Annotated in this window: 11 protein-coding genes; 4 read left to right on the top strand and 7 right to left on the bottom strand. The window is 69.4% G+C overall.

The genetic code is table 11. The features are described from left to right. Nucleotides 1–3: 3 nt before the first annotated feature. On the top strand, nt 4–990 hold the full coding sequence (gene pdxA / locus EX20_RS03680) for a 4-hydroxythreonine-4-phosphate dehydrogenase PdxA (RefSeq protein ID WP_011885973.1): 987 nt from the start codon (nt 4–6) through the stop codon (nt 988–990). 48 nt (nt 991–1,038) lie between these two features. Next, nucleotides 1,039–1,869, top strand: a complete 831-nt coding sequence (gene rsmA / locus EX20_RS03675) for a 16S rRNA (adenine(1518)-N(6)/adenine(1519)-N(6))-dimethyltransferase RsmA (RefSeq protein ID WP_034192693.1) — start codon at nt 1,039–1,041, stop codon at nt 1,867–1,869. 336 nt (nt 1,870–2,205) lie between these two features. Here the strand turns inward: rsmA and EX20_RS03670 are convergent, their stop codons facing one another. After that, nucleotides 2,206–3,141: a DMT family transporter gene (locus EX20_RS03670; RefSeq protein ID WP_034192692.1), complete on the bottom strand. Its 936-nt coding sequence runs from the start codon at nt 3,139–3,141 to the stop codon at nt 2,206–2,208. A gap of 416 nt (nt 3,142–3,557) precedes the next feature. Between EX20_RS03670 and gloA the strand changes: the two genes are divergently transcribed. After that, nucleotides 3,558–3,947, top strand: a complete 390-nt coding sequence (gloA, locus tag EX20_RS03665) for a lactoylglutathione lyase (RefSeq protein WP_011885970.1) — start codon at nt 3,558–3,560, stop codon at nt 3,945–3,947. An 86-nt stretch (nt 3,948–4,033) separates the two neighbouring features. Here the strand turns inward: gloA and EX20_RS03660 are convergent, their stop codons facing one another. Genes EX20_RS03660 through glyQ form a run of 5 tightly spaced genes read right to left on the bottom strand, consistent with a single transcriptional unit; the run spans nt 4,034 to nt 9,505 of the window. Beyond that, the gene (locus tag EX20_RS03660) at nt 4,034–4,951 is read right to left on the bottom strand and encodes a M48 family metallopeptidase (RefSeq protein WP_034192715.1); all 918 of its coding nucleotides are present in this window, start codon (nt 4,949–4,951) and stop codon (nt 4,034–4,036) included. Nucleotides 4,952–4,997: 46 nt separating this feature from the next. Continuing rightward, entirely contained in the window at nt 4,998–5,762 is a 765-nt protein-coding gene (locus EX20_RS03655; RefSeq protein WP_011885968.1) for a lysophospholipid acyltransferase family protein, read from the bottom strand. A 43-nt stretch (nt 5,763–5,805) separates the two neighbouring features. Continuing rightward, a complete protein-coding gene (gene gmhB / locus EX20_RS03650) occupies nt 5,806–6,369 on the bottom strand; it encodes a D-glycero-beta-D-manno-heptose 1,7-bisphosphate 7-phosphatase (protein ID WP_011885967.1) in 564 nt (187 codons plus the stop codon). Nucleotides 6,370–6,378: 9 nt separating this feature from the next. Then, entirely contained in the window at nt 6,379–8,478 is a 2,100-nt protein-coding gene (glyS, locus tag EX20_RS03645; protein WP_034192691.1) for a glycine--tRNA ligase subunit beta, read from the bottom strand. A 22-nt stretch (nt 8,479–8,500) separates the two neighbouring features. After that, nucleotides 8,501–9,505, bottom strand: coding sequence for a glycine--tRNA ligase subunit alpha (gene glyQ, locus EX20_RS03640; protein WP_011885965.1), 1,005 nt, complete (start codon nt 9,503–9,505; stop codon nt 8,501–8,503). Between the two features lie 344 nt (nt 9,506–9,849). On the opposite strand from glyQ, the gene EX20_RS03635 reads away from it, so the two are divergent. Beyond that, nucleotides 9,850–11,478, top strand: a complete 1,629-nt coding sequence (locus EX20_RS03635) for a tetratricopeptide repeat protein (protein WP_034192690.1) — start codon at nt 9,850–9,852, stop codon at nt 11,476–11,478. Between the two features lie 112 nt (nt 11,479–11,590). Here EX20_RS03635 and lnt read toward each other — a convergent pair whose 3' ends face one another. Then, complete coding sequence (gene lnt / locus EX20_RS03630; RefSeq protein WP_034192689.1) at nt 11,591–13,291, bottom strand: apolipoprotein N-acyltransferase; 1,701 nt, start codon at nt 13,289–13,291, stop codon at nt 11,591–11,593. Between the last annotated feature and the right edge of the window lie 39 nt (nt 13,292–13,330).

Raw genomic sequence — 13,330 nt, 5'->3', positions numbered from 1 at the left:
CAGATGACGGCAGCCGCGTTGCAGATCGCGATCACGACTGGCGAGCCCGCGGGCGTCGGCCCTGAGCTGACCGTGCAGGCGTTGCAGGATGCCGCGCGGCGCTGGCCGGACGCGCAGTTCACCGTGCTCGGCGACGCCGCGCTGCTCGACGCACGCGCGGCGGCCGTCGGCGCCGACCGTGCGGTGCTCGCGGGCGGCCCGGTGTCGGTGCAACATCATCCGCTCGCGGCGCCCGCGCACGCGGGCACGCTGGACGCGGCCAACGGCCGCTACGTGCTCGCGCTGCTCGATGCGGCGATCGACGGCGCGCTGGCCGGCCGCTACGACGCGATCGTCACGGCCCCGCTGCAAAAGAGCACCATCAACGATGCCGGCGTACCGTTCACCGGCCATACCGAATACCTGGCCGAACGCACGCACACGCCGCGCGTCGTGATGATGCTGGCCGGTACCGGCGAGCGGCCGCTGCGCGTCGCGCTCGCGACCACGCATCTGCCGCTGAAGGACGTGTCGGCCGCGCTGACGATCGACGGGCTCGTCGACACGCTCGCGATCATCGATCGCGACCTGCGGCGCGACTTCGGCCTCGCGGCGCCGCGCATCCTCGTGACGGGGCTGAACCCGCACGCCGGGGAGAACGGCTATCTCGGCCGCGAGGAGATCGACGTGATCGCGCCGGCGCTGGCCCGCGCGAGCGAGCGCGGCATCGATGCGCGCGGCCCGTATCCGGCCGACACGCTGTTCCAGCCGCGCTATCTGGCCGGCGCCGATTGCGTGCTGGCGATGTTCCACGATCAGGGCCTGCCCGTGCTGAAGTATGCGACCTTCGGCGAGGGCATCAACGTCACGCTCGGGCTGCCGATCATCCGCACGTCGGTCGATCACGGCACCGCGCTGGATCTGGCCGGCACCGGCCGCGCCGATCCTGGCAGCATGGTCGCCGCGCTCGACACGGCCGTCACGATGGCGCGCCATCGCCGCGCATCCTGACGCGCGCAGTCCCACCTCATTCGTCGCATTTTTGGTTTTTCTCAGTCGATGTCGAACAGCAGACAGCACCAAGGCCACTTCGCGCGCAAGCGCTTCGGGCAGAACTTCCTCGTCGATCACGGCGTGATCGACTCGATCGTCGCGACGATCGGCCCCGTGCGCGGCCAGCGGATGGTCGAGATCGGCCCGGGCCTCGGCGCGCTGACCGAGCCGCTGATCGCGCGCGTCGCCACGCCGGAGTCGCCGCTGCACGCAGTCGAGCTCGACCGCGACCTGATCGGGCGCTTGCAGCAGCGCTTCGGCGCGCTGCTCGAACTGCACGCGGGCGATGCGCTCGCGTTCGACTTCGGCTCGCTCGCGGCGCCGGGCGACGCGCCGTCGCTGCGAATCGTCGGCAACCTGCCGTACAACATTTCGAGCCCGCTGCTGTTCCATCTGATGACGTTCGCGCCTGTCGTGATCGACCAGCATTTCATGCTGCAGAACGAAGTGGTCGAGCGGATGGTCGCGGAGCCGGGCACGAAGGCGTTCTCGCGGTTGTCGGTGATGCTGCAGTACCGCTACGTGATGGACAAGATGCTCGATGTGCCGCCGGAATCGTTCCAGCCGCCGCCGAAGGTCGATTCGGCGATCGTGCGGATGATTCCGTACGCACCGCACGAACTGCCGGACGTCGATCCGGTGCTGCTCGGCGAACTCGTCACGGCCGCGTTCTCGCAGCGCCGCAAGATGCTGCGCAACACGCTCGGCGAGTATCGCGACACGATCGATTTCGACGCGCTCGGCTTCGATCTGGCGCGGCGCGCGGAGGACGTGAGCGTGGCCGAATATGTCGGCGTCGCGCAGGCGCTTGCCCGCGCGCGCAACGTCGCGCAGTGACGCAAGCGCACGGTCGCCCGTGCGCGGGTTCGGGGTTCGGAAGGTTGCCTTTGAGGGTGGCCTTTTTGTTTTTGGGGCGGATGCGGCGTGCTGGCTGCGGCGTTTGCGGATGCAGATGGGGTGGCGGGTGTGGTCGCGGCTACTGTTGAGGCTGCGGATGCGATGACGCATGCGGCTGAGCTACCGTTCCAGTTCCAGTTCCAGTTCCAGTTCCAGTTCCAGTTCCAGTTCCAGTCGTGGTCGTGGTCCCAGTCTTGGTCGTCGCCTCCGCCTTCGCCTTCGTCGCGACCGGCGCGATCAGCGCCTTTGACCCCTCCGGCTCGCCGCCAAGCCCCGCTACGCGCGCCGACGCGCCGGTGCGTTGACCAGCGCGATGCCCGTCAGCACGAGCGCCGCGGCCGACATGAAGCGCCAGCCGACCGATTCACCGAGCAGCAGCACGCCGAACGCGACGCCGAACAGCGGCGACAGGAACGTGAACACCGACAGCCGCGACGCGCTGTAGCGGGTCAGCAGCCAGAACCACGACAGATAGCTGACGAACGCGACGATCACCGACTGATACGCGAGGCTCGCGAGCGCGAGCGGTGTGACGCGCGCGAACGAGATCTGGCCGAGCAGCGCGGCGAGCGCGAGCAGCGCGGCAGCCGACACCGCGAGCTGGTAGAACAGCGTCTTGCTGGCGCTGACGCGGGCGAGCGACGTCGAGCGCACGACGACCGTCGTCGCGGCCCACATCGCGCCGCCGAGAATGCCGAGTGCATCGCCGGCCAGCCCCGCGAGCACCGACGTGCCTGGCGCGCGCGGTTTCAGGAAGCCGTCCGCGAACGCGAGCGCGATGCCGGCGAACGCGAGGCCGACGCCGGCCCACTGCATCCGCTGCAGCCGCTCGCCGGGCGCGAACAGATGCAGGCCGAGGGCCGTGAAGCACGGCGCGGTGTACAGGAAGATCGCCATGTGCGACGCGCTCGTCAGCGTCAGCCCGAAGAACACACAAACGAACTCGCCGGCGAATAGCGCGCCGGCCGCGATGCCGGGCCCGAGCGTGCCGTCCGCGCGGAACAACGGCGTGCCGCGCGAGCGTGCCCAGCCCCATAGCAGCAGCGCGGCGATCACCGAGCGCAGCCCGGCCTGGAACATCGGCGCAATCGCGGCGTTGGTGCTCTTGATGGCGACTTGCTGGAAGCCCCAGATCGCGCACAGCAGCAGCATCACGCCGACCGCGCGTGCGTCCAGCGCGCCGCGCGTCGGCGATGCGGCGAGCGCGCTCATCGGCGGACCTCGCCGGCGTGACGCAGGACGGGCAGCGAACGAGACGGGCAGACGGCGCGTTGTTGGCGAACGAGTTGGCGATTTCGCACGGCGGGCAATGTGGCTGAATGGGAAGAGGCGGCGCGGGCCGGCGGCGGGCGGATGCCCACGTTTGGTGCGACGTGCGACGATGTTACCCGATCGATGGACTTGCCGGCGAGCCTCCGGCGGAGCGGTGCCGGTCCGCGCGTGGGCGCAGGCGGTCGGGTGATGGTCTCAAGCACGTCCGAACGCCGCCCAAAATCCCGCCCGATCGCCCCGGAACCGTGACAGCACCGCCCGCAAACCACCCCCAACCCCGCGCCTCCACCCCCGGCGGGATTCACCCGTCTCCGGTAGAATTTCCGGTTCCGGAAAGTCCCCACAGGAGTACACAGATGCGTTTGCTGCATACGATGCTGCGAGTCGGCGATCTCGACCGCTCGATCAAGTTCTACACCGAATTGCTCGGCATGAAGCTGCTGCGTCGCGACGATTATCCGGAAGGCCGGTTCACGCTCGCATTCGTCGGCTACGAAGCGGAAAGCACGGGCACCGTGCTCGAGCTGACCCACAACTGGGATACGCCGTCCTACGATCTCGGCAACGGCTTCGGCCATCTTGCGGTGGAAGTCGACGATGCGTACGCGGCTTGCGAGAAGATCAAGGCGCAGGGCGGCAAGGTCACGCGCGAAGCGGGCCCGATGAAGCACGGCACGACCGTGATCGCGTTCGTCGAGGATCCGGACGGCTACAAGATCGAGTTCATCCAGAAGAAGGCGCACTGAGCGCAGTGCGCGCCGCGAGCAATGAAAAACGGGCGATGCCGCAGGATGCGCATCGCCCGTTTCGCTTCGCGGTGCGAAGCTCGGCGTTACAGCGATGGCAGCAGCTCGGGCGGATGATGCTTGAGCGTGTGCCGCGCTTCGCGGAATTCGGGGAAGATCGATTCGACGGTCTGCCAGAACGCCGGGCTGTGGTTCATTTCGCGCAGATGCGACAGCTCGTGCGCGACGACGTAGTCGATGATCGACATCGGGAAGTGGATCAGCCGCCAGTTCAGCCGGATCCTGCCGTCGCTCGAGCAGCTGCCCCAGCGCGTCGCAGCCGACGACAACGCGTAGGTCGAATACGTGACGCCGAGCCTTTGCGCATAGACGGCGAGGCGCTCGCCGAAGATCCGCTTCGCTTCGCCTTGCAGCCAGCCCTGCACGCGATCCTTGATCTGCTGCATGTCGGCCTGCGCGGGCAGCGGCAGCGACAGCCGCAGCGTGTCGGTATCGAAGGCGACGGCGCTCGCGCCGAGCGCGATCGTCACCGTCTTGCCGAGATACGGGAGTTGCGCGCCGTCGCGCCAGTCGATCTGCGGCAGCGCCCGCTGTTCGGTGCGGGTCTTCCACTCGGCGAGCTTCGCGAAGATCCAGCGCTGCTTTTCGGCGATCGCCGCTTCGATGTCGGTGAGCGTGACCCAGCGCGGCGCGGTGATCGACAGCCCGCTGCCGTCGATCGTGAAGCCGATCGTGCGGCGCGCCGAGCGCTTGAGCCGATATTCGAGCACGCGGCTGTCGATCGCGAACGTGCGCACGCGCGAGCGATCGCGCGCAGGCCCCGGATCGAGCGGCGCGGCAGGCGTGCCTGCTGCTGGCGTGGCCGGCGGTGCGGCGGCGGGAGCGGGCGTGGCAGGTGTAGCCGGCGCGGGCGACGCGGCTGCCGGCCCGTCGAACAGCGGCAGGTCCATCTGGCGATGATCGAGGGCCACGACGGCAGGCCGTGGCCGCGGACGCTTCTTCATCAGTTCGCTTCGTTTCGTCGTACGCAACGGCTGCAGTCCGCGGGAGTCAGACGCGCGCGGCATCGCGCGTGCCGGCATTGCCCGCCTGCCGATAGGCATCGGGATCGATGCGGCGCATTTCCGCTTCGATCCAGGCTTCGACCTGCGAGTTCAATACGTCGGGCGTCTTGCCTTCGACCGGAATCGGTTTGCCGATCGACACCGTGACGACGCCCGGAAATTTCGTGAACGAGTTGCGCGGCCACACGCGACCCGCGTTGTGCGCGATCGGCACGACCGGCGTGCCGGTCTCGATCGCGAAGCGCGCGCCGCCCGTCTTGTACTTGCCCTGCTTGCCGACCGGCGTGCGCGTGCCTTCCGGAAACATGATCATCCACGCGCCTTCGGACAGGCGCTTCTTGCCCTGGCGGATCACCGACACGAACGCGTTCTTGCCTTCCTTGCGGTTGATGTTGACCATGTGCAGCAGCCCGAGCGCCCAGCCGAAGAACGGCACGTACAGCAGCTCGCGCTTGAACACGTAGCAGAGCGGCTTCGGCATCAGCGCCGGAAACGCGAGCGTTTCCCAAGCGGACTGATGCTTCGACAGCAGCACGGCCGGCCCGTCGGGCAGGTTCTCCATCCCTTCGATCCGGTAGCGGATGCCGTTCAGCCAGCGCACGACCCACAGCGTCGACTTGCACCAGCCGGCCGCCATCCAGTAGCGGGCGTCGGGGCGCATGAACGGAAAGGCGATGAAGCACGCGGTCGCGTACGGCACCGTGTACAGGATGAAGTAGATCAGCAGCAGCAGGGAGCGGACGAAGCGCATCGGCGTGGGTCTGACAGTAGGGAGGATGCGCGCGGCCGCCGCATCACTCGTGTTCGTGTGAAAGGAAGTCGAGCGCGAACGCGCGCAGATCGTCGTGGACCTTCGTGCCGGCCGGCAGGTTGCCGGCGGCGAGCGTCTTCTTGCCCTTGCCGGTCAGCACCAGGTGCGGCCGGAAGCCGGACGCGACGCCGGCCTGCAGATCGCGCAGCGAATCGCCGACTGCCGGCGTATGACCGGGATCGATCTCGAAGCGCTCGGCGATCATCTGCATCATGCCGGGCTTCGGCTTGCGGCAGTCGCACTGATCCTCGGCCGTATGCGGGCAGAAGAACACCGCGTCGATGCGCGCGCCGACCGCGGCCGCCGCGCGATGCATCTTCAGATGCATCGCGTTGAGCGTGGCCATGTCGAACAGCCCGCGGCCGATGCCGGACTGGTTGGTCGCGACCACCACGCGGTAGCCCGCGTGATTGAGCCGCGCGATCGCCTCGAGGCTGCCGGGCAGCGCGACCCACTCGTCGGGCGTCTTGATGAACGCATCCGAATCGACGTTGATCACGCCGTCCCGGTCGAGGACGACGAGCTTGCGGTTGGGGCTGGTCGGCATCGTCGGGCCTTAAGCGGCGAGCTTCGAGATGTCGGCGACGCAGTTCATCTGCTGATGCAGCGCGAACAGCAGCGCGAGACGGTTCGCGCGCAGCGCCGGATCTTCCGCGTTGACCATCACGTCGTTGAAGAACGTGTCGACGGGCGCGCGCAGCGCGGCGAGCGCCGACAGCGCGCCCGTGTACGCCCGCGCGTCGAGCTGCGACTGCACGTGCGGCGTGACCGCGGCGAGCTGCTCGTGCAGCGCCTTCTCCGCGGCCTCGACGAGCAGCGCCGGCTGGACCGCGCCGTTCACGCCGCCTTCCGACTTCTTCAGGATGTTCGAGATCCGCTTGTTGGCGGCCGCGAGCGCTTCGGCTTCCGCGAGGCGCGTGAATTCGCGCACCGCGTCGAGGCGCGCGACGAGATCGTCGACGCGCGTCGGATTCAGGCTCAGCACCGCGTCGACTTCGCCAGCCGTGTAGCCGCGTTCGCGCAGCAGGCCGCGCAGGCGGTCCATGAAGAACGCGAAGATCGCGTCCGTCGCTTCGGCGACGCCCGGCACCTGCTCGAAGCGCGCATGCGCGGTGCGCAGCAGCGACACGAGATCGAGCGGCAGCTGCTTCTCGAGCAGCAGGCGCAGCACGCCGAGCGCGTGGCGGCGCAGCGCGAACGGGTCCTTCTCGCCGGTCGGCGCGAGGCCGATGCCCCAGATGCCGACGATCGTCTCGAGCTTGTCGGCCAGCGCGACGGCGGTGGACACCGGCGTGGTCGGCAGCGCGTCGCCCGAGAAGCGCGGCTGGTAGTGCTCCGCGCACGCGAGCGCGACGTCGTCGGGCTCGCCGTCGTGGCGCGCGTAGTAGGTGCCCATCGTGCCCTGCAGCTCCGGGAACTCGCCGACCATGTCGGTCAGCAAGTCGGCCTTCGCGAGGCGCGCGGCACGCTTCGCATGCGCGACGTCCGCGCCGATCGCGGGCGCGATCTCGCCGGCCAGCGCCTCGAGGCGCTCGACGCGCGCAAGGGCCGAGCCGAGCTTGTTGTGATAGACGACGTTCGCGAGCAGCGGGACGCGCTCCGCGAGCGGCTTCTTCTTGTCCTGCTCGAAGAAGAACTTCGCGTCGGCCAGGCGCGGGCGCACGACGCGCTCGTTGCCTTCGATGATCTCACCGGGCGTCTTCGTCTCGATGTTCGACACGATCAGGAAACGCGAGCGCAGCTTGCCGGCGATATCGGTCAGCGCGAAGTACTTCTGGTTCGTCTGCATCGTGAGGATCAGGCATTCCTGCGGCACCTGCAGGAATTCGTCCTCGAAGCGGCACGGATAGACGACCGGCCATTCGACCAGCGACGTCACTTCGTCGAGCAGCGCGTCGGGCATCACGACCGTGTCGCCGTTCGCGTGCTCGTTCAGTTGCGTGCGGATCGTCTCGCGGCGATCGGCGAAATGCGCGATCACGCGGCCCTTGTCGCGCAGCGTGTCCGCATACGCGCGCGCATGCTGGATCGCGACGAGGCCGTCGGACAGGAAGCGATGGCCGAGCGTGGTGTCGTCGGCGTCGACGCCGAACGCGGCCACCGGCACGACGCGATCGTCGTGCAGCACGGTCAGGCGATGCACCGGGCGCACGAACTTGACGTCCGTGCCGTCCGGGCGCTGATAGGTCATGACCTTCGGGATCGGCAGCTTCTCGAGCGTTTCGTCGAGCGCGGCCTGCAGGCCGTCGGCGAGCGTCGCGCCGGCCGCCGAGTAGTTGACGAAGAACGCCTCGGCCTTGCCGTCGTGCGCGCGCTCGAGCTCGGCGATCGTCAGGTCCGGGTGGCCGAGGGCCGCGAGCTTCTTCGCGAGCGGGGCGGTCGGCTTGCCTTCGGCGTCGAGCGCGACCGACACGGGCAGCACTTTTTCGCGGACCTGCCGGTCCGGCGCGACGGCGCGCACGTTCTGCACGACCACCGCGAGGCGGCGCGGCGTCGCGTAGCGTTCGAACACGAGTTCGCCTTCGACGAGGTCGCGCGCCGCGAGGCGTTGCGCGAGACCTTCGGCGAATGCGTCGCCGAGGCGCGCGAGGGCCTTCGGCGGCAGCTCTTCGGTCAGCAGTTCGACGAGCAGGGGGGCGGGATGGTTATGCGTCATGTCTTGAATGAGTCTCGTCTCGTCAGTCCTGATCGATCTTGCGTTCGACCTTCAGCGGCGGCGCCCATGCCGGCTGCGCGGCGTCCTGGGCGTCGGTGGTGAGGCCCGGCACGCCCGGCGGATTGCCGAGCATCGGGAAGCCGAGCTTCTCGCGCGAGTCGTAGTAAGCCTGCGCGACGAGACGCGACAGCGCGCGGATGCGGCCGATGTACGCCGCACGTTCGGTGACCGAAATCGCGCCGCGCGCGTCGAGCAGGTTGAACGTGTGGCCGGCCTTCAGCACGAGCTCGTACGCGGGCAGCGCGAGCTGCGCGTCGATCATCTTCTTCGCTTCCGCTTCGTAGCTGTTGAAGAACGTGAACAGCAGATCGACGTTCGCGTGCTCGAAGTTGTAGGTCGACTGCTCGACCTCGTTCTGGTGGTACACGTCGCCGTACGACAGGCGGCGCAGCTCGGGGCCGTTCGGGCCTTGCTCCTCCCATTCGGTCCACACGAGGTCGTACACGTTCTCGACCTTCTGCAGGTACATCGCGAGGCGTTCGAGGCCGTAGGTGATCTCGCCGAGCACCGGCTTGCAGTCGAGGCCGCCGACCTGCTGGAAATACGTGAACTGCGTGACTTCCATCCCGTTCAGCCACACTTCCCAGCCGAGGCCCCACGCGCCGAGCGTCGGGTTCTCCCAGTCGTCCTCGACGAAGCGGACGTCGTTCTGCTGCAGGTCGAAGCCGAGCGCTTCCAGCGAGCCGAGGTAGAGATCGAGGATGTTTTCCGGCGCCGGCTTCAGCACGACCTGGTACTGGTAGTAATGCTGCAGGCGGTTCGGGTTCTCGCCGTAGCGGCCGTCCTTCGGGCGGCGCGACGGCTGCACGTACGCGGCGCGCCACGGCTCGGGGCCGACCGCGCGCAGGAACGTGTGGACGTGCGACGTGCCCGCGCCGACTTCCATGTCGATGGGCTGGAGCAGAGCGCAACCCTGCTTGTCCCAGTAGGACTGCAGCGTCAGGATGATTTGCTGAAACGTAAGCATGAAGAGCCTTCGTGGCGCTGGCGCTCCGTTGCGGGCGGCGCTCCGGGCAACGCCCGGAGGGTCGGCTCGCGCGGCGGCGCGGCTTGTTAGTGTGCTGAAACGTGCAATTTTACCGGATCGGCGAGCGGATGCGGCCGGAACGCCGCCGATGCGCTGCCGATGCGCTGCCGGCGGGGTTCCGGCGCGCCGGGCGCGGCGTGTCGATACGCGCGGCGCGCGCGGTCGTACGGCGTCGCGACGCGCATGCCGCGCCGGCTTCTGCGCGCCGTTGCGCGACGTCTTGCGGGCGTTAAGATGCGCGTATTGCGGCGCTCGCCGCATGTCCGCTCGCCTATCCCGATCGCATGCAAGACTCGAACGAACTCCTGATTCCGCTGCTGCCGCCGCTGCTCGCGCTGCTCGGCCACGCCGCCGACGCGCGTGCGCGCGGCGATGCCGATGTGCACGCACTGTGGCTGGCCGCGGCCGGCCAGCTGCACGCCGCCGATAGCGCGGCGCTCGCGCAGCTGACCACGACGCTCGTCGCGCGGCAGCGCATCGCCGACGCGCTCGCGCTGGCAGAATGCGCGGCGCGCGTGCATCCCGGTGTCGCGGCGCTGTTCAACCACGGCTACGCGCTGCAGATGGCCGGCCGTCACGCGGACGCGGTCGCGCCGTACCGCGCGGCCTATGCGCTCGATCCGCGCTGGCCGTCGCTGCGCAACAACCTCGCGATCGCGCTGCGGCTGTCGGGCGGCGATCGCAACGAGGAAATCGCGCTGCTCGACGCGGCCGTCGAGGCCGATCCGTACGACGTGCAGGCGTGGATCAACCTGGTCGTCGCGCGGCTCGCGGCGCTCGACCTCGACGGCGCGCTCGCATCCGCGGCGCGGCTCGCGGAGATCGCGCCCGACAACGCGCTCGCGCTGAACAACATCGCGATGGCGATGAAGGAGGCGCAGCGCTGGGACGACGCCGAGCGCTACGCGACGCGTGCGTGCGAACTCGCGCCCGACGACGCATCGTTCCGTTTCAACCTCGCGATCATCCAGCTCGTGCGCGGCAATTACGCGGCCGGCTGGCGCGGCCACGAGGCGCGCTGGGACGGCGCCGGCGAGCTGCGCGGCCGCCGCCCGGCGCTGCCGGGCCCGCGCTGGCAGGGCGAGCCGCTCGCCGGCAAGACCTTGCTCGTCTGGGGCGAGCAGGGGCTCGGCGACGTGCTGCAGTTCGCGCGCTTCGTCGCGCCGCTCGCCGAGCGCGCGCACCGCGAAGGCGGCCGGCTCGTGTGGAACACGTTTCCGCAGCTCGGCACGCTGATGCAGCGCAGCCTCGGCGCGCACGTGGACGCGTTCAGCGCCGGCGGCGGTGTCGACACGCTGCCGCCGTTCGATTACGAGGTGCCGCTGATCGGCCTGCCGTTGATGCTCGGGATGGAGACGTCGACGCTCGGCGCGTCGGTGCCGTACCTGCATGCGGAGCCACATGCGCGCGACGCGTGGCGCGCGCGGCTCGCGGGCGAGCGGCGGCTGAAGGTCGGGCTCGTGTGGACGGGCAGCGCGGGGCACCAGCGCAACCCGTTCCGGCGCGTCGGGCTCGCGCGCTATGCCGATGCGTTCGGCGGCATCGACGGCGTCGCGTTTTATTCGCTGCAGCCGGGCGCGGATGCCGATGTCGCCGCGGCGCGCGCGGCCGGTTTCGCGATCGAGGACTTTACCGCCGAGCTGAAGAGTTTCGACGACACGGCGGCGTTCATCGGCGCGCTCGATCTGGTGATCACGGTGTGCACGTCGGTTGCGCATCTGTCGGGCGCGCTCGGCGCGCGCACCTGGGTCGCGCTCGACGTGAATCCGCATTGGCCGTGGCTGCTCGATCGCACCGACAGCCCGTGGTATCCGAGCGCGACGCTCTACCGCCAGCCGACGTTCGGCGCGTGGGCGCCGGTGATGGACGCGCTCGCGCGCGATTTGCGTGGGCTCGCGGCTGGGCGGGGTTGAGCGGCTGGCAGTCGTTGGGTCGCGGCTCGCAGACGGCTGGCCTGAGCGATCAGCCTGAACGACTCGCCTGAGGGATCAGACGGATCGGCCGGTCCGAGCGGCCACCCCCCGCTCACACGTCGCCGCCCCCGTCGCGCATCGCCCGCTCGCGGCGGCGCAGCCCCGGCCCGAACGTGAAGCCGAACGCGAGCAGCATCAGCGACACGGCGAGCACGACGGCGTTGCCGCTCGTCACGTACGGCGTGAAGCCGCTGGTGCCTTCGATCCGCACGTCGAGCGAGCCGATCGTGTATGGCTTGAGCTGGCCGAGCACGCGGCCGCGTGCGTCGATCGCGGCCGTCATCCCGGTATTGGTCGAGCGCAGCATCGGCCGGCCGGTTTCGAGCGCGCGCATGCGGGCGATCTGCAGATGCTGGTCGAGCGCGATGGTGTCGCCGAACCACGCGAGGTTCGTCACGTTGACGAGCACGCCGGGCGGCTGCGGGTTGTCGCGGATCGTCGCGGCGATCTCCTCGCCGAACAAGTCCTCGTAGCAGATATCGGCCATCACCGGCTGGTTGTGAACGAGGAACGGCTTCTGCACCGGTGCGCCGCGCGCGAAGTCGCCGAGCGGCATCTTCATCAGGTCGACGAACCAGCGGAAGCCCCACGGAATGAACTCGCCGAACGGGACGAGATGGTGCTTGTCGTAGTGGTAGATGTCGCGCGAATGCGGCGTCACGCCATACAGGCTGTTCGTGTAGTCGACGTAATGGCCGTCCGGCGTCACCGATGCGCCGACCGCGCCGAACAGCACGGCCGAGCCCGTCGTGTCGCTGAACTTGCGGATCGCGACGGCGAACGGCTCGGGCAGCTCCTGGATCATCACCGCGATCGCGGTTTCCGGCGTGACGATCAGGTCGGCCGGCTTCTCGACGATCATCTGCGTGTACATCTTGATCGCCGCGTCGATGCCTTCCTGCTCGAACTTGATGTCCTGCTTCACGTTGCCCTGCAGCAGCCGCACCGTGAGCGGCGCGTTCGCGGGCACGGTCCAGCTCGCCTGCGACAGCCCGATGCCGAGCGCCGCCAGCGCGACCGCCAGCATGGCCGGCGCGGCCGCCCGGATCGCGGGCGCGCGTGCAGCGCCGGGAGCACCAAGCTCGGCGGTGCGCGGCCGGCGCGCGGCGACGAGCGCCTGCACGGCCAGCGCGGCGAACAGCGCGAGCACCCATGCGATCCCGTACACGCCGACGACCGGCGCGAACCCGGCGAGCGGCCCGTCGACCTGCGCGTAACCGCTCGCGAGCCACGGAAAGCCGGTGAACACGGTGCCGCGCAGCCATTCGCCGAGCGCCCATGCGCTCGCGAACGCGAACGCGCCGTGCCACGTCGGCGCGAACGGCCGCGGGTCGGGCGCGCGGCGATGCCACGCGTGGCCCGCGCAAAACGACCACAACGCGGCCGAAAACGCCGGGTACAGCGACAGGTACAGCGCGAACAGCACCAGCGCGCCGCCCGCGAGCGGCGCGGCCATCTCGCCGTACACGTGCATGCTGATGTACAGCCACCAGATGCCGCTGATGAAGTTGCCGAACCCGAATGCGCCGCCGGTGAGCGCGGCGCCGCGCCAGCTCGACGTGCGCGTGAGCTGCGCGAAGAACCAGACGAATACGGCGAGCTGCAGCCAGCCGCCGTGCGGCGTCGGCGCGAAGCTGAGCGTATTGGCCGCGCCGGCGAGCAGCGCGGCCGGATAGTGCCAGCGCGGCAGCGCGCGCCCGGGGGCGGGCGCGAGGAGGCCGCCAGCCGGGCGGGACGGGATCGGATCGTCCATGTGAAGCGAAAGAGGGCGAGCGGTTGAGGAAGGCGCGGC

This window comes from Burkholderia sp. WP42 (assembly GCF_000745665.1).
GTDB lineage: Bacteria > Pseudomonadota > Gammaproteobacteria > Burkholderiales > Burkholderiaceae > Burkholderia > Burkholderia vietnamiensis.
The sequence above is the reverse complement of the archived record's forward strand: the minus strand, read 5'-3'. Positions and strand labels throughout refer to the sequence as shown.

Bases quoted from the DNA above. Each gene is read 5' to 3' on its own strand.
- EX20_RS03660 (WP_034192715.1), bottom strand. From the start codon at position 4,951: ATGAAGAAGCGTCCGCGGCCACGGCCTGCCGTCGTGGCCCTCGATCAT.
- EX20_RS03655 (WP_011885968.1), bottom strand. From the start codon at position 5,762: ATGCGCTTCGTCCGCTCCCTGCTGCTGCTGATCTACTTCATCCTGTAC.
- lnt (WP_034192689.1), bottom strand. From the start codon at position 13,291: ATGGACGATCCGATCCCGTCCCGCCCGGCTGGCGGCCTCCTCGCGCCC.
- pdxA (WP_011885973.1), top strand. From the start codon at position 4: ATGACGGCAGCCGCGTTGCAGATCGCGATCACGACTGGCGAGCCCGCG.
- gmhB (WP_011885967.1), bottom strand. From the start codon at position 6,369: ATGCCGACCAGCCCCAACCGCAAGCTCGTCGTCCTCGACCGGGACGGC.
- glyS (WP_034192691.1), bottom strand. From the start codon at position 8,478: ATGACGCATAACCATCCCGCCCCCCTGCTCGTCGAACTGCTGACCGAA.
- glyQ (WP_011885965.1), bottom strand. From the start codon at position 9,505: ATGCTTACGTTTCAGCAAATCATCCTGACGCTGCAGTCCTACTGGGAC.
- EX20_RS03635 (WP_034192690.1), top strand. From the start codon at position 9,850: ATGCAAGACTCGAACGAACTCCTGATTCCGCTGCTGCCGCCGCTGCTC.
- rsmA (WP_034192693.1), top strand. From the start codon at position 1,039: ATGTCGAACAGCAGACAGCACCAAGGCCACTTCGCGCGCAAGCGCTTC.
- gloA (WP_011885970.1), top strand. From the start codon at position 3,558: ATGCGTTTGCTGCATACGATGCTGCGAGTCGGCGATCTCGACCGCTCG.
- EX20_RS03670 (WP_034192692.1), bottom strand. From the start codon at position 3,141: ATGAGCGCGCTCGCCGCATCGCCGACGCGCGGCGCGCTGGACGCACGC.